The sequence below is a fragment of the Streptomyces sp. NRRL F-525 genome (genome assembly GCF_000716605.1).
Lineage (GTDB): Bacteria > Actinomycetota > Actinomycetes > Streptomycetales > Streptomycetaceae > Streptomyces.
This window is the reverse complement of record NZ_JNXE01000005.1, coordinates 1-24,419: the sequence shown is the minus strand read 5'-3', so window position 1 is coordinate 24,419 and position 24,419 is coordinate 1. Positions and strand designations below refer to the sequence as shown.

Annotated in this window: 22 protein-coding genes and 1 tRNA gene; 10 read left to right on the top strand and 13 right to left on the bottom strand. The window is 67.9% G+C overall.

Features of this window, described 5'->3' with window-relative positions; all coding sequences use genetic code 11:
- Positions 1-30: 30 nt before the first annotated feature.
- From OO69_RS09085 to OO69_RS09055, 7 genes are all read left to right on the top strand, one after another.
- On the top strand, positions 31-1,131 hold the full coding sequence (locus OO69_RS09085; protein ID WP_033279987.1) for a hypothetical protein: 1,101 nt from the start codon (positions 31-33) through the stop codon (positions 1,129-1,131).
- Complete coding sequence (locus OO69_RS09080; RefSeq protein ID WP_033279986.1) at positions 1,128-2,261, top strand: hypothetical protein; 1,134 nt, start codon at positions 1,128-1,130, stop codon at positions 2,259-2,261. Before OO69_RS09085 ends, OO69_RS09080 begins: the two co-directional genes overlap by 4 nt.
- Positions 2,261-2,956, top strand: a complete 696-nt coding sequence (locus tag OO69_RS09075; protein WP_033279985.1) for a hypothetical protein — start codon at positions 2,261-2,263, stop codon at positions 2,954-2,956. The genes OO69_RS09080 and OO69_RS09075 overlap by 1 nt, the downstream gene beginning before the upstream one ends.
- 18 nt (positions 2,957-2,974) lie before the next feature.
- Positions 2,975-3,388 carry a hypothetical protein gene (locus OO69_RS09070; RefSeq protein ID WP_051800879.1) on the top strand — a complete coding sequence of 138 codons (414 nt, stop codon included), beginning with the start codon at positions 2,975-2,977 and terminating at the stop codon, positions 3,386-3,388.
- 147 nt (positions 3,389-3,535) lie between these two features.
- Positions 3,536-4,405 carry a peptidoglycan-binding protein gene (locus OO69_RS09065; protein ID WP_033279984.1) on the top strand — a complete coding sequence of 290 codons (870 nt, stop codon included), beginning with the start codon at positions 3,536-3,538 and terminating at the stop codon, positions 4,403-4,405.
- 11 nt (positions 4,406-4,416) lie between these two features.
- Complete coding sequence (locus OO69_RS09060; RefSeq protein WP_033279983.1) at positions 4,417-4,644, top strand: hypothetical protein; 228 nt, start codon at positions 4,417-4,419, stop codon at positions 4,642-4,644.
- Positions 4,631-4,894, top strand: a complete 264-nt coding sequence (locus OO69_RS09055; protein WP_033279982.1) for a hypothetical protein — start codon at positions 4,631-4,633, stop codon at positions 4,892-4,894. The genes OO69_RS09060 and OO69_RS09055 overlap by 14 nt, the downstream gene beginning before the upstream one ends.
- 71 nt (positions 4,895-4,965) lie before the next feature.
- On the opposite strand, the gene OO69_RS09050 is transcribed toward OO69_RS09055, so the two are convergent.
- The 10 genes from OO69_RS09050 to OO69_RS09005 all read right to left on the bottom strand — a co-directional run bounded on the left by OO69_RS09050 (position 4,966) and on the right by OO69_RS09005 (position 18,520).
- Positions 4,966-8,865, bottom strand: a complete 3,900-nt coding sequence (locus OO69_RS09050) for a DNA-directed RNA polymerase subunit beta' (RefSeq protein ID WP_033279981.1) — start codon at positions 8,863-8,865, stop codon at positions 4,966-4,968.
- Positions 8,866-8,959: 94 nt separating this feature from the next.
- On the bottom strand, positions 8,960-12,445 hold the full coding sequence (gene rpoB / locus OO69_RS09045) for a DNA-directed RNA polymerase subunit beta (RefSeq protein WP_033279980.1): 3,486 nt from the start codon (positions 12,443-12,445) through the stop codon (positions 8,960-8,962).
- 570 nt (positions 12,446-13,015) lie between these two features.
- A complete protein-coding gene (gene rplL / locus OO69_RS09040; RefSeq protein WP_106970986.1) occupies positions 13,016-13,399 on the bottom strand; it encodes a 50S ribosomal protein L7/L12 in 384 nt (127 codons plus the stop codon).
- A 124-nt stretch (positions 13,400-13,523) separates the two neighbouring features.
- A complete protein-coding gene (gene rplJ, locus OO69_RS09035) occupies positions 13,524-14,054 on the bottom strand; it encodes a 50S ribosomal protein L10 (RefSeq protein ID WP_033279978.1) in 531 nt (176 codons plus the stop codon).
- 502 nt (positions 14,055-14,556) lie between these two features.
- A complete protein-coding gene (locus OO69_RS09030; protein WP_033279977.1) occupies positions 14,557-15,507 on the bottom strand; it encodes a hypothetical protein in 951 nt (316 codons plus the stop codon).
- A gap of 158 nt (positions 15,508-15,665) precedes the next feature.
- The gene (gene rplA / locus OO69_RS09025) at positions 15,666-16,391 is read right to left on the bottom strand and encodes a 50S ribosomal protein L1 (RefSeq protein ID WP_033279976.1); all 726 of its coding nucleotides are present in this window, start codon (positions 16,389-16,391) and stop codon (positions 15,666-15,668) included.
- Between the two features lie 79 nt (positions 16,392-16,470).
- Positions 16,471-16,905 carry a 50S ribosomal protein L11 gene (gene rplK, locus OO69_RS09020; RefSeq protein ID WP_019072313.1) on the bottom strand — a complete coding sequence of 145 codons (435 nt, stop codon included), beginning with the start codon at positions 16,903-16,905 and terminating at the stop codon, positions 16,471-16,473.
- A gap of 206 nt (positions 16,906-17,111) precedes the next feature.
- Positions 17,112-17,969, bottom strand: coding sequence for a transcription termination/antitermination protein NusG (gene nusG / locus OO69_RS09015; RefSeq protein WP_033279975.1), 858 nt, complete (start codon positions 17,967-17,969; stop codon positions 17,112-17,114).
- 77 nt (positions 17,970-18,046) lie between these two features.
- Complete coding sequence (gene secE, locus OO69_RS09010) at positions 18,047-18,334, bottom strand: preprotein translocase subunit SecE (RefSeq protein ID WP_019055477.1); 288 nt, start codon at positions 18,332-18,334, stop codon at positions 18,047-18,049.
- A 113-nt stretch (positions 18,335-18,447) separates the two neighbouring features.
- Positions 18,448-18,520: transfer RNA gene (locus OO69_RS09005), tRNA-Trp, on the bottom strand.
- 260 nt (positions 18,521-18,780) lie between these two features.
- On the opposite strand from OO69_RS09005, the gene OO69_RS09000 reads away from it, so the two are divergent.
- Positions 18,781-20,007: a pyridoxal phosphate-dependent aminotransferase gene (locus OO69_RS09000; RefSeq protein ID WP_033279974.1), complete on the top strand. Its 1,227-nt coding sequence runs from the start codon at positions 18,781-18,783 to the stop codon at positions 20,005-20,007.
- Between the two features lie 130 nt (positions 20,008-20,137).
- Positions 20,138-21,178 (top strand): adenosine deaminase, encoded by a 1,041-nt coding sequence (locus OO69_RS08995; RefSeq protein WP_033279973.1) that lies wholly within the window; start codon positions 20,138-20,140, stop codon positions 21,176-21,178.
- Here the strand turns inward: OO69_RS08995 and OO69_RS08990 are convergent.
- Together OO69_RS08990 and OO69_RS08985 are read right to left on the bottom strand one after the other, a co-directional pair.
- On the bottom strand, positions 21,159-21,824 hold the full coding sequence (locus OO69_RS08990) for a hypothetical protein (RefSeq protein WP_033279972.1): 666 nt from the start codon (positions 21,822-21,824) through the stop codon (positions 21,159-21,161). The genes OO69_RS08995 and OO69_RS08990 overlap by 20 nt on opposite strands.
- Positions 21,825-21,854: 30 nt before the next feature.
- Positions 21,855-22,493 carry a TetR/AcrR family transcriptional regulator gene (locus OO69_RS08985; RefSeq protein ID WP_051800878.1) on the bottom strand — a complete coding sequence of 213 codons (639 nt, stop codon included), beginning with the start codon at positions 22,491-22,493 and terminating at the stop codon, positions 21,855-21,857.
- 123 nt (positions 22,494-22,616) lie between these two features.
- Between OO69_RS08985 and OO69_RS08980 the strand changes: the two genes are divergently transcribed.
- Positions 22,617-23,249 carry an NAD(P)-dependent oxidoreductase gene (locus OO69_RS08980; protein WP_033279971.1) on the top strand — a complete coding sequence of 211 codons (633 nt, stop codon included), beginning with the start codon at positions 22,617-22,619 and terminating at the stop codon, positions 23,247-23,249.
- Positions 23,250-23,268: 19 nt separating this feature from the next.
- Here the strand turns inward: OO69_RS08980 and OO69_RS08975 are convergent, their stop codons facing one another.
- Complete coding sequence (locus OO69_RS08975) at positions 23,269-24,324, bottom strand: UDP-N-acetylmuramate dehydrogenase (protein WP_033279970.1); 1,056 nt, start codon at positions 24,322-24,324, stop codon at positions 23,269-23,271.
- Positions 24,325-24,419 lie beyond the last annotated feature (95 nt).

Genomic DNA, 24,419 nt, shown 5'->3' with positions numbered 1-24,419 from the left:
AACTCCCCACCCCTTGATCGGAGTTCACCCATGCCCACCCGCTCCGGCTGGCTGTCCCCGGACAGCCAGTCCCGCGAGGACACCCGGCTCATCTCGCTCGGCGCCCTCACCCCGACCTCCGCCGTCCAGGTCCGCTCCGGCATCCTCCCGGGATCGTCCACCGGCCTGTACCGCATCAACGGCTTCACCCTGACCGGCACCACCGGCACCATGAGCGGCACCGTCAGCCCCGGCCGCGCGATCGTCCAGTCCACCGACACCCGCGGCGCCTACCCGATCGCGCTGACCGACTTCGAGAACGTGACCTTCGCGGACGGCGACGCCCTCTACGGCCGTATCGACCTCCTCGTCCTGCGGATCTACGACGACGTCTACGACGGCTCGGGCCGCACCGAGGCCGTCGTCGAGATCGTCCAGGGCACCCCCGCGGCCACCCCGGCGATCCCGGCCACCCCCGACCTCGCCGTCCCGCTGTACCAGGTCGCCGTACCCAAGAACACGAGCGCGGGCACCGGCGGCATCGCCTGGACCACCGCCCTCACCGGCGTCCGTACCGCGACGGTCGCGATCGGCGGCATCCTCCCGGTCACCACCGACTCCACCAACGGCTCCTACCCCGGCCAGTACCGCGACCTGAACGGCCAGTTGCAGCGCTGGAACGGCACGGCCTGGGCCGACTACCCGGCCCTGCCGACCTGGCAGAACTGGACCCCGGTGTGGACCACCAGCACCGGATCGGCGACCCCGTCCTTCGGCAACGCGAGCCTGAGCTGCCGGTACGTGAAGTTCGGCACGACCGTGCACCTGAACTTCCAGATCGTCTTCGGCAGCACCACCTCCTTCGGCACCAGCCCCACCATCAGCGACGGCTGGCGCTTCTCGCTGCCGGTCGCCGCCGCCGCGACCCGTATGTCGATCGGCTTCGCCGAGATGTCGGCCAACACCGCGAACAACCGCGTCATGGCCCGCCTCTACCCCGCCACCACCGGGGCCTTCGAACTCGTCACCGCCTCCGGCCAGCCCACCGCCGTGGCCCTCGCCAACACCGGCGGAGTGGACTCCCTGACCCCGTGGACCTGGGCGAGTGGCCACACCATCTTCGGCTCGGCGACCTACGAGGCCGCCGCATGACGACCGTCAACACGCCCTACCGCGCGATCTTCTGCGACCTGCTCACCGACAGCACCATCGACATCCTCCCCCTACGGGACGTCACCGTCGACGACTACATCGGCAAGGCCGGCTCCCTCTCGGGCACGATCCCGGTCCCGGACGCGGCGATGGCCGCCCGGGTCCGCCGTATCGAGGAGGGCCGCACCTCGGTCTACCTCCAGCGCGGCAACGACCTGTGGTGGGGCGGCATCGTCTGGACGAGCACGCTTCAGAGCGACGACCAGGGCGTGCTCACCCTCGGCGTCCAGGCGGCGACCTTCGAGTCGTACGCGGGAAGGCGCCTGATCCGGGCGACGACACCCGAGTACGACCCCGGCTACCAACTAGCCCTCACCGGCGACCAGTTGGACATGGCCAGGGCCCTCTGGACGGACCTCCAGACCGCACTCCCCGGCGGAGACATCGGCGTCAGCTACGGCACCGAGACCTCCGGGGTGACCCGCTCGGCGAGCTACCGCGACGGCGACGAGACGGTCTACCTCGACGCGCTGGACGCCCTGGCCGCGCTGGAGAACGGCTTCAAGCACTACATCTCGGTGTACACGGACCCCACGACCGGCGCCCGCGTACGCCGCCTCCGCCTCGGCAGCCCGAAGATCCTCACCGGGGCGACCGACCTGGTGATGGACAGGCCCGGCACGATCCTGGCGTACTCCTTCCCCCGGGACGCCACCCGCGGCGGCACCACGGACCGGGCCCGAGGCGCCTCCACCAACACGGACCAGGCAAGCGAGTCCCGCCCCCTGTGCTCCACGGTCGCGGTCGCCAACAACCTGATCGGACAAGCGGGTTACCCCCGCATCGACCTGACCTCGGACCACAACGACATCACCGACGCGGCCACCCTCACCGCCCTCGCCCGCACCGAACTGGCCGCGGCCACCGGCGCGGTGGTGATCCCCGAGATCAGCGTGCGCCTCGACGACCTGGTCCCGTCCGCGCTGATCGGCCGCACGGTCCGCATCCGGATCACCGACGAGTGGTACGCCGAGGGCCTCGACACCCGCTACCGGATCATCGGCGTCAAGGTCAGCCCCGCCCAGCGCGGCCGCCCCGACACCGCCGACCTCTACCTGGAGGAGGCCTGATGCCCCAGCTCCCCGAAGACATCATCGACCGGCTCACCCAGATGGAACGCCGCATCCAGCAGCTCTCCACCGCGGTCAACACCCGCCCGGCCCTCAACACGGTCTCGGGCGGCACCCTGGAGGTGGGCCCGGCCACCGGTTCCCCGGTCTTCAAGATCGGCAAGTGGCCCGGCACCGACGAGTACCGCATGGAACTCCGCCGCCAGACAGGCCAGTTGGCGATGAGCATGTACAACGGCGACGGCACCGCCACCTCACTGCAACCCCTCCGCCTCTACGACAAGGCGGAGCGCGAGATCCTCTCGGACGACATCAGCACGGGCGGCCTGGCCCGCCCCTGGCTGAACATGCTGCCCCCACAGGACACGAGCACGACCCGCTGGCCACAGACAACATCGACGTCAATGACGACGATCGCGATGTCCTACAACATCGCCTGGCAGCCGAAGATGCGCCTGGTCATGAACACCCGCGCCAGCTCCGGCGCCACCGGCTCCGTCCAGGTCCTCGTCAACGGCGCCCAGTGGGGCAGCACGGTCAGCGCCGGCACGGACTTCATCTACGAGGCCCTGATCAGCTCCGACTTCGGCACGGTCTACGGCACCCAGCTCAAGGTCGAGGTCCAGGCCCAGGTCACCAGCGCCTCCGGCACGGTCTACGCCAACCCGATCCTGATGTACGGCCGCCAAACCTGAGAAAGGACACGACAACCCATGGACATCGACACCACCCAACCCTGGGGCCTGGCCATCGATTTCGCGGGCCGAGCCACCATCACCGAGGCCGGCCACACGATCTACGTCAACGTCTCCGACTCCAGCTACAACAGCATCATCGCCCCCGACTCCATAAGCGGCACCTACGCCCCCGTCACGGTGGCCGCCCAGTTCACAGAATGGGGCGCGAACGGCTCCGCCATCCGAGGCAGCGCCCGCACCACGATCATGCCCATAGGCACAGCGATGGTCGTCCCCGACCAGACCGCCGTCCAAAGCGTGGTGGCCGCAGCCCTGGCCAACTTCGTGGACAACACGGCGTCTTATACCGCCTTGGCCGCCAAGTGGACCCCGTCGAACGACGATCCGGGAGACGGCGACGGCACCGAGGACCCCACGGCAACCACCTAGCCCTCCACCTCCGCGCACCCCAACCCCCTTAGGGGCGCGGGGAACTGCGCGACCAGCCCCCACCGCCCCGCACTCCGCACACAACCCGAGCCCCCACCCCCGGCCCGGGTTTTTTCATGCCCACCCCGCCGACCAGGAAGGCACCCCATGGCCACACCCCTCTCCCCCGACGCCCTCATCACCGCCCTCAAAGCCGAGGGCATCACTGTCACCGAACACCCCGGCTGGCGAACCAACAACCGCAACAGCAAGGGCAGTTGGGGCCCAGTGAACGGAATCGTCATCCACCACACCGTCACCTCCGGCACCACCACCTCCGTCAACCTCTGCTACAACGGCCACTCGGAACTCCCCGGCCCCCTCTGCCACGGGGTAATCGCGAAGGACGGCACGGTCCACCTCGTCGGCAACGGCCGAGCCAACCACGCGGGCAGCGGCGACGGAGACGTACTGAAGGCAGTCATCGCCCAGAGCCCCACCCTCCCCGCCCCGAACCAGAACAACACGGACGGCAACGTCCACTTCTACGGCTTCGAGTGCGTCAACCTCGGCGACGGCAAGGACCCCTGGCCGGCAGTCCAGTTGGACGCGATGGTCCGAGCCTCCGCCGCCCTCTGCCGAGCACACGGCTGGAACGCCCACTCGGTCATCGGCCACAAGGAGTGGACGAACACCAAGATCGACCCCCGGGGTTTCACGATGGCCGATTTCCGCACCCGCGTGGCCACCCGCCTCGGCACGAAGGTCACCCCGCCCGCCAAGCCGACCTACCAGCCCTTCCCCGGCGCCGACTGGTTCAAGAAGAACCCCAAGTCCGCCATCGTCACCGCGATGGGCAAGCGCCTGGTCGCCGTCGGCTGCTCGGCGTACACCTCGGGTCCCGGCCCCCAGTGGACCACCACCGACAAGGCCTCCTACGCCAAGTGGCAGCGCAAGCTCGGCTACACCGGCACCGCGGCGGACGGCTGGCCGGGAGCCACGTCCTGGATCGCGCTGAAGGTCCCGTACAGCTCCTGAGAGGAGGCCCCATGTCAGAGGCCGCCAAGCGAACCCTCCGCACCGTAGTCCAGACCGCTGTCGGCCTGTGTGTCCTTCTTCCTACGGTCGTCGACGCCGCCGGTGTCGCCGAGACGATCCCGTGGGTGGCCGGCGCCCTGGCCGTCGCCGCCGGCGTCACCAGGGTCATGGCCCTGCCCGCCGTACAGGCGCTGTTGCCCGCGTGGCTGCGGACGGGGGACGCCGATGAACGACACTGATCCGAACGACGCGATCACCGTCGCCCTCGAACTGGAGCGGCTGCGCGGCTCGTTGGAGGCCGGGTTCGCCCGGGTCGACGGCTCGCTCGCGCTCCTGGTCCAGCGCAGCGACCAGACCGACAAGCAACTCGCCGACCACGAGCGGCGGTTGGACACCCTGGAGCGGTCCCGCTGGCCGCTGGCGAGCATCGGCGCGCTGGCCGCCGTAGCGACGGTCGTGGTCACCGCGCTCGAAATCACCGCGCGCTGAGACAACGCCGAAGGGCGGCCACCCCGTATGAAACGGAGTGACCGCCCTTCAGTTCAACTCAGCCTGCTCGCTTACTGGTTGTACGGACCGTAGTCGTAGTCCTCCAGCGGAACGGCCTGGCCGGAGCCCGTGCCGAACGGCGAGTAGTCGATGTCGTCGTAGCCGACGGCCGAGTACATCGCGGCCTTGGCTTCCTCGGTCGGCTCGACCCGGATGTTGCGGTAGCGGGACAGGCCCGTACCGGCCGGGATGAGCTTACCGATGATGACGTTCTCCTTGAGGCCGATCAGGGAGTCGGACTTGGCGTTGATCGCCGCGTCCGTCAGCACCCTGGTCGTCTCCTGGAAGGACGCCGCCGACAGCCAGGACTCCGTGGCCAGCGAGGCCTTGGTGATACCCATGAGCTGCGGACGACCGGAGGCCGGGTGACCGCCCTCCTGGACCACACGACGGTTCTCCTGCTCGAAGCGCGAACGCTCGACCAGCTCGCCGGGCAGCAGCTCGGCGTCGCCGGACTCGATGATCGTCACGCGGCGGAGCATCTGCCGGATGATGATCTCGATGTGCTTGTCGTGGATCGACACACCCTGCGAGTTGTAGACCTTCTGGACCTCGCCGACCAGGTGGACCTGAACGGCACGCTGACCCAGGATGCGCAGCACGTCGTGCGGGTTGGTGGCACCCACGGTGAGCTTCTGGCCCACCTCGACGTGCTCGCCCTCGCTGACCAGGAGACGGGCACGCTTCGAGATCGGGAACGCCGTCTCGTCGCTGCCGTCGTCCGGGGTGACGACGAGCTTCTTGGTCTTCTCGGTCTCCTCGATCCGCACGCGGCCCTGGGCCTCGGAGATCGGGGCGACACCCTTCGGCGTACGAGCCTCGAAGAGCTCGACGACACGGGGCAGACCCTGGGTGATGTCGTCACCGGCCACACCACCGGTGTGGAAGGTACGCATCGTCAGCTGGGTACCGGGCTCACCGATGGACTGGGCGGCGATGATGCCGACCGCCTCACCGATGTCGACCAGCTTGCCGGTGGCCAGCGAGCGGCCGTAGCACATGGCACAGGTGCCGACGGCGGACTCGCAGGTCAGGACCGAGCGGGTCTTGACCGTCTCGATGCCGTGCTTGACCAGCTCGTCGATGAGGACGTCGCCGAGGTCGGTGTTGGCCGGGGCCAGCACCTTGCCGTCGACGGTGATGTCCTCGGCCAGCGCACGGGCGTACACGCTGGTCTCGACGTTGTCGGCCTTGCGCAGGACACCGTCCGCGCCGCGCTCCGCGATGTGCAGCTTGAGGCCGCGGTCGGTGCCGCAGTCCTCCTCGCGGATGATGACGTCCTGGGAGACGTCGACCAGACGACGGGTGAGGTAACCCGAGTCGGCGGTACGGAGGGCCGTGTCGGCCAGACCCTTACGGGCACCGTGGGTGGAGATGAAGTACTCCAGCACGGACAGGCCTTCACGGAAGGACGCCTTGATGGGACGGGGAATCGTCTCGTTCTTGGCGTTCGACACCAGACCACGCATACCCGCGATCTGACGCATCTGCATCATGTTTCCTCGGGCACCCGAGTCGACCATCATGAAGATGGGGTTGGTCTTCGGGAAGTTCGCGTTCATCGCCTCGGCAACCTCGTTGGTCGCCTTGGTCCAGATCGCGATGAGCTCCTGCGTGCGCTCTTCCTTGGTGATCAGACCGCGCTCGTACTGCTTCTGGACCTTCTCGTCCTGCGCCTCGTAACCCTTGACGATCTCCTTCTTCGCCTCGGGAACGACGACGTCGGAGATGGCCACGGTGACACCGGAACGGGTCGCCCAGAAGAAGCCGGCCGCCTTCAGGTTGTCGAGCGTCGCCGCCACGATGACCTTGGGGTAGCGCTCGGCCAGGTCGTTGACGATCTCGGAGAGCTGCTTCTTGCCCACCGAGTAGTCGACGAACGGGTAGTCCTCGGGCAGCAGCTCGTTGAAGAGCGCGCGGCCCAGGGTCGTACGCAGCCGGAAGGTGTCACCCTGCTGCCACTCGGGCTCGCCCTCCTCGCGGACCGGCGGCACCCAGCCACGCGGCGGGATGGTGCCCACCGGGAAGCGGATGTCCACGGCCGACTGGAGCGCCAGCTCGCCGCCGTCGAACGCCATCGTCGCCTCGGCCGTGGAGCCGAACGCGCGGCCCTCGCCCTTGACGTCGCGGAGTTCACCGTCGGTGGTGAGGAAGAACAGACCCAGCACCATGTCCTGGGTCGGCATGGTGACGGGACGACCGTCGGCCGGCTTCAGGATGTTGTTCGAGGACAGCATCAGGATGCGGGCCTCGGCCTGCGCCTCCGCGGAGAGCGGCAGGTGTACGGCCATCTGGTCGCCGTCGAAGTCCGCGTTGAACGCGGTGCAGACGAGCGGGTGGATCTGGATGGCCTTGCCCTCGACCAGCTGCGGCTCGAAGGCCTGGATGCCGAGGCGGTGCAGCGTGGGCGCACGGTTCAGCAGAACCGGGTGCTCGGCGATGACCTCTTCGAGGACGTCGTAGACGACCGTGCGGCCGCGCTCGACCATCCGCTTGGCGCTCTTGATGTTCTGCGCGTGGTTCAGGTCCACCAGGCGCTTCATCACGAACGGCTTGAAGAGCTCCAGCGCCATGGCCTTCGGCAGACCGCACTGGTGCAGCTTCAGCTGCGGACCGACGACGATCACGGAACGCGCGGAGTAGTCCACACGCTTGCCGAGCAGGTTCTGACGGAATCGACCCTGCTTGCCCTTGAGCATGTCGCTCAGGGACTTCAGCGGGCGGTTACCGGGACCGGTGACCGGACGGCCACGACGACCGTTGTCGAACAGCGCGTCAACGGCCTCCTGAAGCATGCGCTTCTCGTTGTTCACGATGATCTCGGGAGCACCAAGATCCAGAAGCCGCTTCAGGCGGTTGTTGCGGTTGATCACACGGCGGTACAGGTCGTTCAGGTCGGAGGTCGCGAAGCGGCCACCGTCCAGCTGCACCATCGGGCGGAGGTCCGGCGGGATGACCGGGACGCAGTCGAGGACCATGCCCTTGGGGCTGTTGGAGGTCTGCAGGAACGCAGACACGACCTTCAGCCGCTTCAGCGCACGGGTCTTCTTCTGGCCCTTGCCGGTGCGGATGATCTCGCGAAGCCGCTCGGCCTCTTCGTCGAGGTCGAAGGACTCCAGGCGCTTCTGCAGCGCCGCGGCACCCATCGAACCGTCGAAGTACGTGCCGAAGCGGTCACGCAGCTCGCGGTAGAGGAGCTCGTCGCCCTCCAGGTCCTGGACCTTGAGGTTCTTGAACCGGGTCCACACCTCGTCCAGGCGGTCGATCTCGCGCTGCGCACGGTCGCGCAGCTGCTTCATCTCGCGCTCGGCACCTTCGCGCACCTTGCGGCGCACGTCGGCCTTGGCACCCTCGGCCTCGAGCTCGGCCAGGTCGGTCTCGAGCTTCTTGGCGCGGGCCTCGAGGTCGGAGTCACGCCGGTTCTCGACCTGCTGACGCTCCACGGAGACGTGCGCCTCCAGCGAGGGCAGGTCACGCGTACGGCGCTCTTCGTCGACGAACGTGATCATGTACGCCGCGAAGTAGATGACCTTCTCGAGGTCCTTCGGGGCGAGGTCGAGCAGGTATCCCAGACGCGACGGGACACCCTTGAAGTACCAGATGTGGGTGACGGGCGCGGCCAGTTCGATGTGGCCCATCCGCTCACGGCGCACCTTGGCGCGGGTCACCTCGACGCCGCAGCGCTCACAGATGATGCCCTTGAAGCGAACGCGCTTGTACTTGCCGCAGTAGCACTCCCAGTCCCGGGTCGGACCGAAGATCTTCTCGCAGAAGAGTCCGTCCTTTTCGGGCTTGAGCGTGCGGTAGTTGATGGTCTCAGGCTTCTTGACCTCGCCGTGGCTCCACTGACGGATGTCGTCAGCGGTGGCCAGACCGATCCGGAGCTCATCGAAGAAGTTGACGTCGAGCACTATGCGTCAATCCCTCTCAGGGTTGTAAGTCTTGGGGTCTGATACGGGGGTCCTGGGGCCGGAGACCTGCGTGGCGCAGGTCTCCGGACTCCCGTCAGACCTCTTCGACGCTGCTCGGCTCGCGCCGGGACAGGTCGATGCCGAGCTCCTCCGCTGCGCGGAAGACATCCTCGTCGGTGTCACGCATCTCGATGGACATACCGTCACTGGACAGCACCTCCACGTTCAGGCAGAGCGACTGCATCTCCTTGATGAGCACCTTGAAGGACTCGGGGATGCCGGGCTCGGGGATGTTCTCGCCCTTGACGATGGCCTCGTAGACCTTCACGCGGCCGGTGACGTCGTCGGACTTGATCGTCAGCAGTTCCTGGAGGGCGTAAGCGGCGCCATAAGCCTCAAGCGCCCACACCTCCATCTCGCCGAAGCGCTGACCACCGAACTGCGCCTTACCACCCAGCGGCTGCTGGGTGATCATCGAGTACGGACCGGTCGAACGGGCGTGCAGCTTGTCGTCGACCAGGTGGTGCAGCTTCAGGATGTACATGTAGCCGATCGAGATCGGCTCCGGGAACGGCTCGCCGGAGCGGCCGTCGAACAGGTTGGCCTTTCCGGACGCCTGGACCAGCCGGTCGCCGTCGCGGTTCGGGATCGTGGCCTCGAAGAGACCGGAGATCTCGTCCTCGCGGGCACCGTCGAAGACCGGGGTCGCGACGTTGGTACCCGGCGCGACCTGGTCGGCGCCGATGACCTGCAGGCGGCGCGCCCAGTCCTCGCTGAGACCGGAGACGTCCCAGCCGCGGCTGGCGAGCCAGCCGAGGTGGATCTCCAGGACCTGTCCCGGGTTCATTCGGGACGGGACACCCAGCGGGTTCAGGATGATGTCGACCGGAGTCCCGTCCTCGAGGAACGGCATGTCCTCGATGGGCAGGATCTTCGAAATAACACCCTTGTTGCCGTGACGGCCGGCCAGCTTGTCGCCGTCGGTGATCTTGCGCTTCTGCGCAACATACACCCGGACCAACTGGTTGACGCCGGGCGGCAGTTCGTCGCCCTCCTCGCGGTCGAAGACGCGGACGCCGATGACCTTGCCGATCTCGCCGTGCGGCACCTTCAGCGAGGTGTCGCGCACCTCGCGCGCCTTCTCACCGAAGATCGCGCGGAGCAGGCGCTCCTCGGGGGTCAGCTCGGTCTCACCCTTGGGCGTGACCTTGCCGACGAGGATGTCACCGGCGACGACCTCGGCACCGATACGGATGATGCCGCGCTCGTCGAGGTCGGCGAGGACCTCCTCGGAGACGTTCGGGATGTCCCGGGTGATCTCCTCGGGGCCCAGCTTGGTGTCACGGGCGTCGACCTCGTGCTCCTCGATGTGGATCGAGGAGAGGACGTCGTCCTGCACGAGGCGCTGCGACAGGATGATCGCGTCCTCGTAGTTGTGACCCTCCCAGGGCATGAACGCCACGAGCAGGTTCTTGCCGAGCGCCATCTCGCCGAACTCGGTCGCCGGACCGTCGGCCAGCACCTGGCCGGCGATGACCCGGGCGCCCTCGTCCACGACAACCTTCTGGTTGACGGAGGTGCCCTGGTTGGAGCGGGAGAACTTGGCGAGGCGGTACGTGGTGTACGTGCCGTCGTCGTTGGCGGTGGTGATGTAGTCCGCGGAGACCTCCTGGACCACACCGTCCTTCTCCGACTTCAGGACGTCACCGGCGTCGACCGCACAGCGGTACTCCATGCCGGTGCCGACCAGCGGCGCCTCGGACTTAATCAGGGGCACGGCCTGACGCATCATGTTCGCGCCCATGAGGGCACGGTTGGCGTCGTCGTGCTCCAGGAAGGGGATCATCGCGGTCGCGACGGACACCATCTGGCGCGGGGAGACGTCCATGTAGTCGACCTCGTCACCGGGGACGTAGTCGACCTCTCCGCCACGGATGCGGACCAGGACGCGGGACTCCTCGAAGCGGAACTCGTCCGTCAGCGGCGCGTTGGCCTGCGCGATGACGAATCGGTCCTCTTCGTCGGCGGTCAGGTAGTCGACCTCGTCGGTGACGACACCGTCGGTGACCCGGCGGTACGGCGTCTCGACGAAACCGAACGCGTTGACCCGGCCGTAGGAGGCGAGCGAGCCGATCAGGCCGATGTTCGGGCCTTCAGGGGTCTCGATCGGGCACATGCGGCCGTAGTGCGAGGGGTGCACGTCACGGACCTCGAAGCCGGCCCGCTCACGGGAGAGACCACCCGGGCCAAGAGCCGACAGGCGGCGCTTGTGGGTGAGACCCGACAGCGGGTTGTTCTGGTCCATGAACTGCGACAGCTGGCTGGTGCCGAAGAACTCCTTGATGGAGGCGACGACCGGCCGGATGTTGATCAGGGTCTGCGGCGTGATCGCCTCGACGTCCTGGGTCGTCATGCGCTCACGCACGACGCGCTCCATACGAGCCAGACCCGTACGGACCTGGTTCTGGATGAGCTCGCCGACGTTGCGCAGACGACGGTTGCCGAAGTGGTCGATGTCGTCGGTCTCGACGACGATCGTCGTGCCGTTGTCGCCAACGGTCTCGGTCTCACCGGCGTGCAGCTTCACCAGGTACTTGATCGACGAGATGATGTCCTCGACGGTCAGGACGCCGGCGTCCAGCGGGGCTTCGCCGCCCAGCTTCTTGTTGACCTTGTAGCGGCCGACCTTGGCGAGGTCGTAGCGCTTCGGGTTGAAGTAGAGGTTCTCAAGAAGCGTCTGCGCGGCCTCGCGGGTCGGGGGCTCGCCCGGACGCAGCTTGCGGTAGATGTCGAGCAGCGCGTCGTCCTGGCCCTGGGTGTGGTCCTTCTCCAGGGTGGCGCGCATGGACTCGTACTCGCCGAACTCCTCCAGGATCTGCTCGGTCGTCCAACCGAGAGCCTTGAGCAGGACGGTGACGGACTGCTTGCGCTTGCGGTCGATGCGGACACCGACCATGTCGCGCTTGTCGATCTCCATCTCCAGCCAGGCACCCCGGGAGGGGATCACCTTGGCGGAGAAGATGTCCTTGTCGGACGTCTTGTCGATCGAGGAGTCGAAGTAGACGCCCGGCGAGCGGACCAGCTGCGACACGACGACACGCTCGGTGCCGTTGATGACGAAGGTGCCCTTGTTGGTCATGAGCGGGAAGTCGCCCATGAAGACCGTCTGGGACTTGATCTCGCCGGTCTCGTTGTTGGTGAACTCAGCGGTTACGAAGAGCGGGGCGGCGTACGTGAAGTCGCGCTCCTTGCACTCGTCGATGCTGTTCTTGGGAGGTTCGAAACGGTGGTCGCGGAAGGTCAGCGACATCGACCCGGAGAAGTCCTCGATCGGAGAGATCTCCTCGAAGATCTCCTCCAGACCGGACTTGGTGGGGACGTCCTGACCCGACTCCAGAGCCGCCTCGACCCGACTCTGCCAGGCGGTGTTGCCGAGCAGCCAGTCGAAGCTCTCGGTCTGCAACGCGAGCAGGTTGGGAACCTCGAGGGGCTCCTTGATCTTTGCAAAGGAGATGCGCAGCGGGGCGGTGCTGGCGCCGTTGTTCATATTCGCGGTCGAGGCAGTGCGCGAGGCGGCCAAGAGGGGGTCCTTCCGAGGGCTCGGACTCACTACGCGCGTACCGGCCCCTCTCAGGGGCAAAGAGACATGGACTTCCTGAGACGGCCCGGAAAGGCCAGGTCAGAGTTGGTCCGGTCATCGATGCTCAAGTGAGGGCATGCCCCTGGTGACGGGCAGGGAGCAGCTAACAGGCAGCGCAAAGGGTCAGTGTAGCCACTTGGCGCACTGATGTCCAGCCCCGCTTTTTTGAGACCCTCGTCGTGCTCAACACCCTCGGCAAGCTCACGTCCTCAACGCGTTGATACTGCCCTCTTCGCCGCCGATCCATGCCTCGGATTCGGATCGTTGTGACGACGCGTCCTGAGAATTGCGCGCTGCGTGCGGTTCGTCAAGGCCTCCATGGCCCACACCACATGCCACCAGGGATGCTCGGAGGCACGAAGAAGATCACCATACTCCGCGAACCCCTGATCGCAAGGCTGCCGCTCACCCGACCCAGGAACGCCGAAGAGCGACCACCCAGATGGATGATCGCTCTTCGGTGCTTAGGCGTTACAAGGTCCTGAGACCTCGTTCACGGCCTCAACGGTGTTACTTGACCTCGACGGAGGCGCCGGCGGCCTTGAGGGACTCGGCGGCCTTCTCGGCGACGTCCTTGGCGACCTTCTCGACGACGGGCTTCGGGGCGCCGTCCACGAGGTCCTTGGCCTCCTTGAGACCCAGCGAGGTCAGCTCACGCACGACCTTGATGACCTGGATCTTCTTCTCGCCGGCGCCGGTGAGGATGACGTCGAACTCGTCCTGCTCGGCCTCGGCCTCGGCCGGGGCGCCCGGGGCGGCGGGGCCGGCAACGGCGACCGCGGCGGCGGCGGTGACGTCGAACTTCTCCTCGAACGCCTTCACGAACTCGGAAAGCTGGATGAGGGTCATCGTCTCGAACTCGGCGAGCAGTTCGTCCTGGGTGAGAGCCACGATGGCTTCCTTCCACTAATTTTCGGCTGGTGCCGGTGTGTACATGTCTGGCGGGCGTACGTTCGGCCCGCTACGACCGTTGCCGTGCGGCGCGGAGCCTCAGGCGGCGGTCATGCTGCGAGCCGAATTACTCGGCACCGCCCTGCTCTTCTTGCTTGGCGCGAAGGGCGTCCACCGTGCGGACGAGCTTCGACGGAAGCGCCTGGAAGAGCTGCGCAGCCTGAGTCTGCTTGCCCTTGAAGGCACCCGCCAGCTTGGAGAGCAGAACCTCGCGGGACTCGAGGTCCGCGAGCTTCTTGATCTCGTCGGCGGACAGCGCCTTGCCGTCAAGGACGCCGCCCTTGATGACGAGGTTCGGGTTGTCCTTGGCGAAGTCACGAAGACCCTTCGCCGACTCCACCGGGTCACCGGTGATGAAGGCGACCGCCGTCGGACCGTTGAACAGGTCGTCGAGCGTAGAGATGCCGGCCTCGTTGGCCGCAATCTTGGTCAGCGTGTTCTTCACCACGGCGTACTGGGCGTTCTCACCGAGCGAACGACGCAGCGTCTTGAGCTGCGCCACGGTGAGACCCCGGTACTCGGTCAGCACGGCGGCGTTCGAGTCGCGGAACTGTCCCGCGAGCTCGGCTACCGCGGCAGCCTTGTCGGGCCTTGCCATAGAGCGTCGGCCTCCTTCCGGGTGATGAGGACCGCTCAGAAGGGGCTGGGACAGAGAAAACGCCCCGGCGCAGGCGCACGGGGCGTAGCTCGACCGGAAACAACATCCCGGGAGCACATCCAGTTCACCTGCGCGGGTCGCCCACTGTTCAGCGGATCCTTCGGTCACCACACCCTTTGACAGGCACGGCAACGACCAGCGGTCTTTGGCTTCTGGACCACCGTACGCGAGCGTCACGGACTGAAGCAAATCCGCCCGTACGGCTCAGCCCTGGGCGTCCTTCATCAGCTCGGCGAGGTCGGTGGTGTCGCTCGCCGACGGGGCGGTGACCGTCACCGGCTTGTCCAGGTCAAGGAAGGTGATCGTCATGCCGAGCGGACCCTTGTCGCCCTCGCCGCGCACTTCTTCACGTCTCTGGTACCCCCTCGGCCCCGCGAACTCCCCTGGCCCCGACCGGAGTTGGCCCTGGCCGGACGTGCGCCCGGCCGGAGTCGCACTCGGCTCAGGAACTCGTGCCGGACCCGGTCGACGTGCCGCTGCTGTCCGAGCCCGCGCCCTGCCGCTTCAGGAGTGCCGTGAAGTCCTCGGTGTCGCTCGCCGGGGGCACGGTCGCGTCGACCTTCACGCCGTAGTCGCTGTAGTAGGCGGTCTGGCTGTACTGGCCCGAGGACATCTTGCCCTTCTCGACCTTCTTGACCAGCAGGTTCTGGGCGTTGACCCAGATGTCGACCTGTTCCGTGGTGACGCCGGCCGCGGTGAGCTGCTTCTTGAGGCCGGCGAGCTGGCTCGCGGTGAGGTTGGAGTTCTTCGCGGCGAGGTCGGCGACGTCCACCGTGCCCGAGTAGTGCGTGGCCTGCTGGCCGCGGACCGACTCCGTACCGACCTTCTTGACGTCACCGGAGGCGAGCAGGAGCTTCACCGACTGGTTCGGCGTGGAGTTCTGCATCTGGTCCTTGAGGTACGCGCCGGAGCTGCCGCCGAGCTTGGCCAGGTCGTCGTAGTCGTACTTCAGCCAGTGCTTGCCGCCCGCCTGCTCGGCGAACTTCTCGCCCATCTTCGCGTAGTAGGCGTCCGGCAGATAGCGGGCCTCCATCGACGTGCTCCCGGCCGCGCGCATCGTCTGGGCCAGCGTGCCGCCGGTGTACGTCATCGTGAGGACGCCGGTGATGCCGTCGCTCCAGCCGAGGTCGCCCTTGGCCTCCATGGACATCAGGGAGCCCATCACCGTGGAGGACTCGACCTTCGCGGAGTCCGCCTTGTCGGTGGACTGCTCGGCGCTGCGCAGGGCCGCTATCGGACTCACCCGGGTCGAGCCCTTGCCCACGGCCTTGTCGTCCTTGCCGGAGCCCCCGGAGCCCCCGGAGGACCCCGAGGAGCCGCAGGCGGCCACCGAGGCCAGCGCGGTCGCCACCGCTATCGAGAGACCCACCCGGCGCACGGTCGTGCTCTTCATCCGTCCCCACCCCTATGCGATTGCTGTGCCTGCCAGAAACGCTAGCGCAGCGCACTGACACCCCGTCCGGAAAGAAGACGAGCCCCGCAACCCGAAGGTTGCGGGGCTCGCTCGATGCTGACGCGTACCGGACGCGGCTACCGAGGTGAGCGCGGGGCTCAGACGGCGGCCGGGTCCTCCTCGACGAGGAGGTTGCGGGTGCGGTTCGGGTCGAGCGGAACGCCGGGGCCGATCGTGGTGCTGATCGCGGCCTTCTTGATGTAGCGACCCTTGGCGGCGGACGGCTTCAGACGGAGGATCTCGTCCAGAGCGGCGCCGTAGTTCTCCACCAGCTTGGTGTCGTCGAAGGACGTCTTGCCGATGATGAAGTGCAGGTTCGAGTGCTTGTCGACGCGGAACTCGATCTTGCCGCCCTTGATCTCGTTGACGGCCTTGACCACGTCCGGCGTCACGGTGCCGGTCTTGGGGTTCGGCATGAGACCACGGGGACCGAGCACGCGGCCGAGGCGGCCGACCTTGCCCATGAGGTCCGGGGTGGCGACGACGGCGTCGAAGTCCAGCCGGCCCTTCGCCACCTCGTCGATGAGTTCGTCGGAGCCGACGATGTCGGCGCCGGCGGCGGTCGCGGCCTCGGCACGGTCACCGGTCGCGAAGACCAGGACCCGGGCGGTCTTGCCGGTGCCGTGCGGGAGGTTCACGGTGCCACGGACCATCTGGTCCGCCTTGCGCGGGTCGACACCCAGACGGAAGGCGACCTCGACGGTGCCGTCGAACTTGGAGGTGGAGGTCTCCTTGGCGAGACGGACGGCCTCGAGCGGGGCGTAGAGCTTGTCCCGGTCGATCTTCTCGTCCGCAGCGCGGAGAGACTTGCTGCGCTTGCTCACTACTGCTCCTGTGTGTGTTCTGAGGAGTCGTGGTGTGGGCCGAGCAGGCCCTGCCACGGTGTGTCCTAAAGGGTGGGTGTCAGCCCTCGACCGTGATGCCCATGGAACGGGCGGTGCCGGCGATGATCTTCGACGCGGCGTCCAGGTCGTTGGCGTTCAGGTCGGGAAGCTTGGTCGTGGCGATCTCGCGGACCTGCGCCTGGGTGATCTTGGCGACCTTGGTCTTGTGCGGCTCGCCGGAGCCCTTCTCGACACCCGCGGCCTTGAGGATCATCTTCGCGGCCGGCGGAGTCTTGGTGACGAAGGTGAAGGAGCGGTCCTCGTAGACCGTGATCTCCACCGGGATCACCCAGCCACGCTGCGACTCGGTCGCCGCGTTGTAGGCCTTGCAGAACTCCATGATGTTGACGCCGTGCTGACCGAGCGCGGGGCCGACCGGCGGGGCCGGGTTCGCCGCACCGGCGTTGATCTGGAGCTTGATGAGCCCCGTGACCTTCTTCTTCTTGGGAGGCATTGCTCTCCGGGTCCTCTCGTTCGGGTCCTGCCTGCACTCGGGTTGTTCTGCCGCACGCAGGCATACCGCACAACAATAGCGGGTAAGAAGCCATGCCCAAAAACGAGAAAGGCCAGGGGGCCCACTTGGAGCCCACCTGACCTGACCCACCTAGGGGCGCGGGGAACGGCGCGACCAGCCCCCACACACCCGCAGCAGAAGTACTACTAGTTCTTCTGAATCTGATCGAACGAAAGCTCGACCGGCGTCTCACGACCAAAGATCTCGACGAGACCCTTGACCTTCTTCGAGTCCGCGTTGATCTCGTTGATGGTCGCCTGCAGCGTCGCGAACGGCCCGTCGGTGACGGTGACCGAGTCGCCGACCTCGAAGTCCAGCACCTGGACCTCGACCTTGCGCTGCGGAACCGGCTTGCCCTCGGCCTCGGCCGCCTCGCGGGCCGCCTTCTCCTCGGCCTCCGGGGCGAGCATCTTGACGATCTCGTCCAGGGTCAGCGGGTACGGGTCGTAGGCGTTGCCCACGAAGCCGGTGACGCCGGGGGTGTTGCGGACGACGCCCCAGGACTCGTTCGTCAGGTCCATACGGACCAGGACGTAGCCCGGAAGCTTGTTCTGCTTGATGGTCTTGCGGTCGCCGTTCTTGATCTGGACGACCTCTTCCTGCGGCACCTCGGCCGCGAAGATGTAGTCCTCGACGTTCAGCGAGACGGCGCGCTGCTCCAGGTTGGTCTTCACGCGGTTCTCGTAGCCGGCGTACGTGTGGATGACGTACCACTCGCCGGGCAGGAGACGCAGTTCCTCACGCAGGGCGACCACGGGGTCGACGGGCTCGGCCGGTTCGGCCTCTTCCTCGTCGTCCTCGGCCGTGGCCTCGTCGTCGAGGTCCTCGGTCGCTTCCGCGTCCTCGTCCTCGACGTGTACGGCGGCTTCCTCGGCCGGCTCGCCCGCGTCGGCGTCCGCAGCCTCGACCTCGTCCAGCTCCTCGTCCGCGCCCTCGACGATGTCGAGTTCGTCTTCCACGGACTCGTCCGGCTCGACGGCCTCGTTCAGGTTCGGGTCAGACACGTGGCTGCTTCTTCCTGGATACATGGGGGTGGAACACGCGAAAGGGGCGCCGGTCAGGGCGCCCTTCGCTTCCGGCCTCAGCCGAAGACGTACTTCGCGGCGTGATTGAGTCCATAGTCAATCACGGTCACGAGACCGATCATGATGACGACGAAGACGATGACAACCGTCGTGTACGTCGTCAGCTGGTTGCGGGTCGGCCAGACGACCTTGCGGAGCTCCGCGACGATCTGGCGGTAGAAGATGCCGAGGCGCTTCAGCGGGCCCTTCTTGGCGCGCTTGCCACCCTTGCGGGCCTTCTTCTTGGACTCCGACACCTCGTCCTGGGCATCAGGCATGTCGATGGAGCCCACGGCGTCCGCCATTCATCCTCACCTGTTCCCGGGTCGTGGCCGTGCCGCGCCCGGTCTGAGCCGCACGGCGGTGCATTGCTGTACGTACATGCGCTGCGCACACATCCTGGTGAAGGTGTGTGTAGCAGGGCCGGAGGGACTTGAACCCCCAACCGCCGGTTTTGGAGACCGGTGCTCTACCAATTGAGCTACGACCCTTTGTGACGTCCCCAACGTACCGCATCCGCCCGAGTGCTCGGTGTGCACCCGGTAGGGCGCGGCTGTTGAAGGCCAACGAGCTAGGAGTGTACGTGCTCCGGGGCCGGTCGTCGAACAGAAAGTGCCTGTACGGGGATTGCCGGAGGAAGATCGCCCAGGCCGGGGCGGGAATCCGGACGGTTGTTCCACGCTCGCCCGATCCTGTTCAGTCTGTGAAACCGGTGTGCCGGGCGGGTTTCCGGTCTGAAACGATGGGCACCATGAGCGCCTCAACCCCTCCCACCGAGCGCCGGGTCTCCGCCCGAGTCGGCGCGATCTCCGAGTCCGCCACCCTCGCCGTGGACGCCAAGGCAAAGGCCCTCAAGGCCGCCGGACGTCCGGTGATCGGCTTCGGCGCGGGTGAACCGGACTTCCCGACCCCGGACTACGTCGTCCAGGCCGCCATCGAGGCCTGCTCGAACCCCAAGTACCACCGCTACACCCCGGCCGGCGGTCTGCCGGAGCTGAAGGCCGCGATCGCCGCGAAGACGCTGCGCGACTCGGGCTACGAGGTGGACGCCTCGCAGATCCTCGTCACCAACGGCGGCAAGCAGGCCATCTACGAGGCCTTCGCCGCGATCCTCGACCCGGGCGACGAGGTCATCGTCCCCGCGCCGTACTGGACGACGTACCCGGAGTCGATCCGTCTCGCGGGCGGTGTCCCCGTGGACGTCGTCGCCGACGAGACGACCGGGTACCGCGTCACGGTCGAGCAGTTGGAGGCGGCCCGCACCGAGAACACCAAGGTCGTCCTCTTCGTCTCGCCGTCCAACCCGACCGGCGCCGTCTACAGCGAGGCCGAGGCCGAGGCGATCGGCCGCTGGGCCGTCGAGCACGGCCTGTGGGTCATGACGGACGAGATCTACGAGCACCTGGTCTACGGCGACGCCAAGTTCACCTCGCTGCCCGCGATCCTCCCGGAGCTGCGCGACAAGTGCATCGTGGTCAACGGTGTCGCCAAGACGTACGCCATGACCGGCTGGCGGGTGGGCTGGATCATCGGCCCGAAGGACGTCGTCAAGGCCGCGACCAACCTCCAGTCGCACGCCACCTCGAACGTCTCGAACGTGGCCCAGGTCGCCGCGCTGGCCGCCGTCTCCGGCAACCTGGACGCCGTCGCGAAGATGGGCGAGGCCTTCGACCGCCGCCGCAAGACCATCGTGCGGATGCTCAACGAGATCGACGGCGTGCTCTGCCCGGAGCCCGAGGGCGCGTTCTACGTCTACCCGACGGTCAAGGCGCTGCTCGGCAAGGAGATCCGCGGCAAGCGCCCGCAGGACTCGGTCGAGCTGGCCGCGCTGATCCTGGAGGAGGCCGAGGTCGCGGTCGTCCCGGGCGAGGCCTTCGGGACCCCCGGTTACCTGCGGCTGTCGTACGCCCTGGGTGACGAGGACCTCGTCGAGGGCGTCAGCCGTATCCAGAAGCTGCTGGCGGAGGCCAAGGACTGACGTTTCTCGTGCTCCACGCGCGTGTGCGGGCCGTTTCCCTCCGGGGAGGCGGCCCGCTGCTTTGTGCGAGCAAGACCACGATCGAGGAAAGTGGTACCGGGACGGCGCGAACGTACGGCAGGATTCCCAGATGGAGCGTGTACGTGATGTCTCTGAACTGCCGAAAGCCCATCTGCACCTGCACTTCACCGGGTCGATGCGGCCGACCACCGTGCTGGAGCTCGCCGACAAGTACGGCGTACGGCTGCCCGACGCCCTGACCGAGGCGCTGACCAGCGGGGAGCCGCCGAAGCTGCGGGCGACGGACGAGCGGGGCTGGTTCCGTTTCCAGCGGCTGTACGACGCGGCGCGGTCGTGTCTGCGGGAGCCCGAGGACATCCAGCGGCTGGTGCGCGAGGCCGCCGAGGAGGACGTCAGGGACGGCTCGGGCTGGCTGGAGATCCAGGTGGACCCGACGTCGTACGCGCCGCGCCTGGGCGGGCTGATCCCGGCGCTCGAGGTCATCCTGGACGCGGTGGAGACGACCTCCCGGGAGACCGGGCTCGGGATGCGGGTCCTGGTGGCCGCGAACCGGATGAAGCACCCCCTGGACGCGCGCACGCTGGCCCGGCTGGCCGTGCGGTACGCGGACCAGGGTGTGGTCGGTTTCGGCCTCTCGAACGACGAACGCCGGGGCATGGCACGGGACTTCGACCGGGCCTTCGCGATCGCCCAGGAGGGCGGCCTGCTGTCGGCGCCGCACGGCGGCGAGCTGGCGGGCCCGGCGTCGGTGCGGGACTGCCTGGACGACCTGCACGCGACCCGCATCGGCCACGGCGTCCGCGCGGCGGAGGATCCGCGCCTGCTGAAGCGGCTCGCCGACCGGGGCATCACCTGCGAGGTCTGCCCCGCGTCGAACGTGGCCCTGGGCGTCTACGAGAAGCACGAGGACGTGCCCCTGAGGGCCCTCTTCGAGGCAGGCGTGCCGCTCGCGCTCGGCGCCGACGACCCGCTGCTGTTCGGCTCCCGGCTGGCCGCCCAGTACGAGATCGCCCGCCGGTACCACGGCTTCTCGGACCGTGAACTCGCTGAACTGGCCCGGCAGTCGGTCCGCGGATCGGCCGCCCCGGAGGACATGAAGACGAAGCTCCTGTCGGGCATCGACGACTGGCTCAGTGCCCCGGTCTCTTGAACTGGGCGTAGGGCGGATACGGCTTGAAACAGATCAGGACCTCGTGAGGGTGCCCGCCGCCGCGCGTGGGCTCCAGCTCGTACTGCAGACCTGCCATCAACGCCGACTGTCCCTTGGAGACCCCCTTGTGCCGCGGCCCCCAGCCGGCCGCGTAGGCGAAGGCGGTGGCGGCCGAGGCGAGGACGTCACGGCCACCGATGAGGAAGTACGTACGCGCATGCGTGGTGTGCCGCAACAGCCCGCGGTCGTACGGCCGCTCCCGCCACGCGCGCGCGTGGCGCTCGGTTCGTGCCTCGTCCGTGCGGACGGTGAGCGGCGTCCCGCGCCCCAGCGACCGTCTCAGCTCGGGCCACTTGGAGGGCCGTAGCCCCGCCTCCTGGTGGGCCACCACCAGATCGACCAGCTCCCCGCACCCCTCGTCGGGCGGCACGCTCTCGCGCAGCGGGATGTGCACGATGGTGTGGCGCGAGTAGGCCGCGAACGAGAACAGGCCCGCGAGCCGGCTCAGCCCGTCGTGGTCCCCCATGAGCATTCCGAGCGGCGCCTGGTCGCGCAGCGAGGTGTGGCGCAGGGGTTGCCCGGGCTGGACGACCCGGTGTTCGTGCGGGCCGAACCGGGGTCTGAACTGGCGGAGTCTCAGCTCCATATGGGGTGCCTCATGGGACAAGGGTCCCGGTCAGGAGGGGTTTTCGGCAACGGAGATTCCGCCCAGCAGCGTCCGGGCCAGGCGTGGCGCGAAGTCGTCCACGGGCGGGCGTACGCCGGTCCCTGCGGCCTCGTAGGCGAACGCTCGCTGTGCGCAGGCGCCCAGGAGGAGGGACGCGGCCGCGAAGGTGTCCGCGTCGGGGCGGACGCGGCCGACGGTCTGTTCGGCGCGCAGATAGGCGTCCAGGGCCTCGATCGGCTTGTGGGGACCCGAGCCGAGCTGCCGCAGCGCCTCGTCGTGGCGCCGCTTGAGCTGGGTCTCGGCGTACAGGGAGGCCGCGATCGGGAAGCTCTGCTCGTAGAAGAGGGCCGCCTGGCGGGCGATCTCGGTGAGGTTGTCCTCCAGGGAGTGCTGTCCGGGCTCGGCGGCGAGGCTGCGCAGCAGCGGGGTCAGCTGGGGCAGCCGTTCCGTGAGGACGCTGATGAACAGCTCCTCCTTGCTGGCGAAGTACTTGTAGAGCGCGGCTTCGGAGCAGCCCGCGGCCTTCGCGATCTCCTTGGTGGTCGTTTTGGCCAGGCCGACGGTGAGCATCAACGCGTGGGCGGCGTCGAGGATGCGGACCCGGGCGGGTTTCTGCGCGACGGGCTCCGGGGCCTGTTTCTGCTGCATGGGGCCCAAGGATTCCATGGCTGGTCCGTTCGGGCTTGACGGGTGGGTGAGTGCTTACTCACTCTAGAGGGAGGCAGGGGTGAGTAAACACTCACCCACCTCGTTCAGGGGCAGGAGTGCGCCATGAAGCTCACCGTTTTCGGTGCCACCGGAGGCATCGGCCAGGAGATCGTCCGTCAGGCGCTGGCCTCGGGCCACGAGGTCACGGCGGTCGTACGGGACCCGGCGCGGCTGACCGTGCGGGGCGCGGGACTTGAGGTGTTCCGCGCGGACCTCACCGACCCGGAGGCGGTACGCCCGGCGGTCGCGGGCCGGGACGCGGTCCTGTCCGGGCTCGGTGCGCGCAGCCGCAAGGACGCGGGGATCGCGACCCGGCTCACGCGGACGGTCCTGGCGGCCATGGAGGCGGAGGGGGTGCGCCGGGTGCTGGTGGTGAGCGCCGGTCCGATCGGCCCGGACCCGGAGGGCGCGGGGCTCCTGGACCGCACCGCGCGCGGGCTGATCTCGGCCCTCCTGAAGGACGTCTACGACGATCTGCGGGAGATGGAGGCGGCCCTGGCCGCCAGTGCCACGGACTGGACGACCGTCCGCCCGCCCCGCCTCCAGAACAAGCCGGTGACCGGCACGTACCGCACGGTCGTGGGCGGCTTCCCGGACAAGGGGCGGTTCATCGGCCGGGCCGACGTCGCCCACGCGATGCTGGCGATGACCGACGATCCCCGGACGGTGAAGCAGGGGGTGGGGCTGGCCTATTGAGGCCCTCCGGAGGGCGGTGTCAGAGGCTGACGCCTACGGTCACCGGTTCGTTGACGAGCGTGACTCCGAAGGTGTCGTGGACCCCGGCGACGACCTCGCGCGCGAGGGCGAGCAGGTCGGCCGTGGTCGCCTCACCCCGGTTGGTGAGGGCGAGGGTGTGCTTGGTGGAGATCCGGGCGGGCCCGGTGCCGTATCCCTTGGTGAAGCCGGCCTTGTCGATCAGCCAGGCGGCGGAGGTCTTGGTGTGCCCCTCCCCCGCCGGGTACGCGGGCGGCTCCACGCCCTCCCCGAGACGCTCCTCCACGCGCGCGTGGAACGCGGTGAACTGCGCGTCGGTGAGGATCGGGTTGGTGAAGAAGGAACCGGCCGACCAGGTGTCATGGTCCTCGGGATCAAGAACCATGCCCTTCCCGGCACGCAACGCGAGAACGGTCTCCCGGGCCTGCGCCAACGGCACCCGGTCACCTGGCTCGACGCCGAGGACGCGGGCCGTCTCGGCGTACTTCACGGGCGCCGACAGCCCGTCCGCGTCCTCCAGCTCGAAGCGGACGCGCAGCACGACATACCGGTCGGGCTCGGCCTTGAACCGGCTGTGCCGGTAGGAGAAGGCGCACTCCTCGTTCGTGAGGGTGACCGTCTCGCGGGTGGTGCGGTCGTAGGCGACGACCTCGGTGATGGTGGCGGAGACCTCCTGGCCGTACGCCCCCACGTTCTGGATCGGGGTCGCACCGGCCGACCCGGGAATCCCGGCGAGGCACTCCACACCGGCGAGACCGGCCTCCACGGTGCGGGCGACGGCGTCGGTCCACACCTCACCGGCCGCCAACTCCAGCCGCGTACCGTCGAGTTCGAAGCCGCGGGTGGCGATCCGCAGGGCGGTGCCCTCGAACCCCTTGTCCCCGATGACGAGGTTCGACCCGCCACCGACGACCAGCAACGGCGTCCCGGCGTCATCGGCCGCGCGCACGACGTCGATCACCTCGGCGTCGGTGGCCGCGGTGACCAACCGCGTCGCGGGACCACCCAACCGGAAGGTGGTGAGGGGGGCGAGGGGGGCGTCGTGGAGTTCCTGCACGGGCCAAGAGTACGAGACGGGACTGACAAACCTGGCGGCACCAGCAGACACCCACCCGCGCAAAGCCCCACCACCGCACCCGCCCACCCCCACAA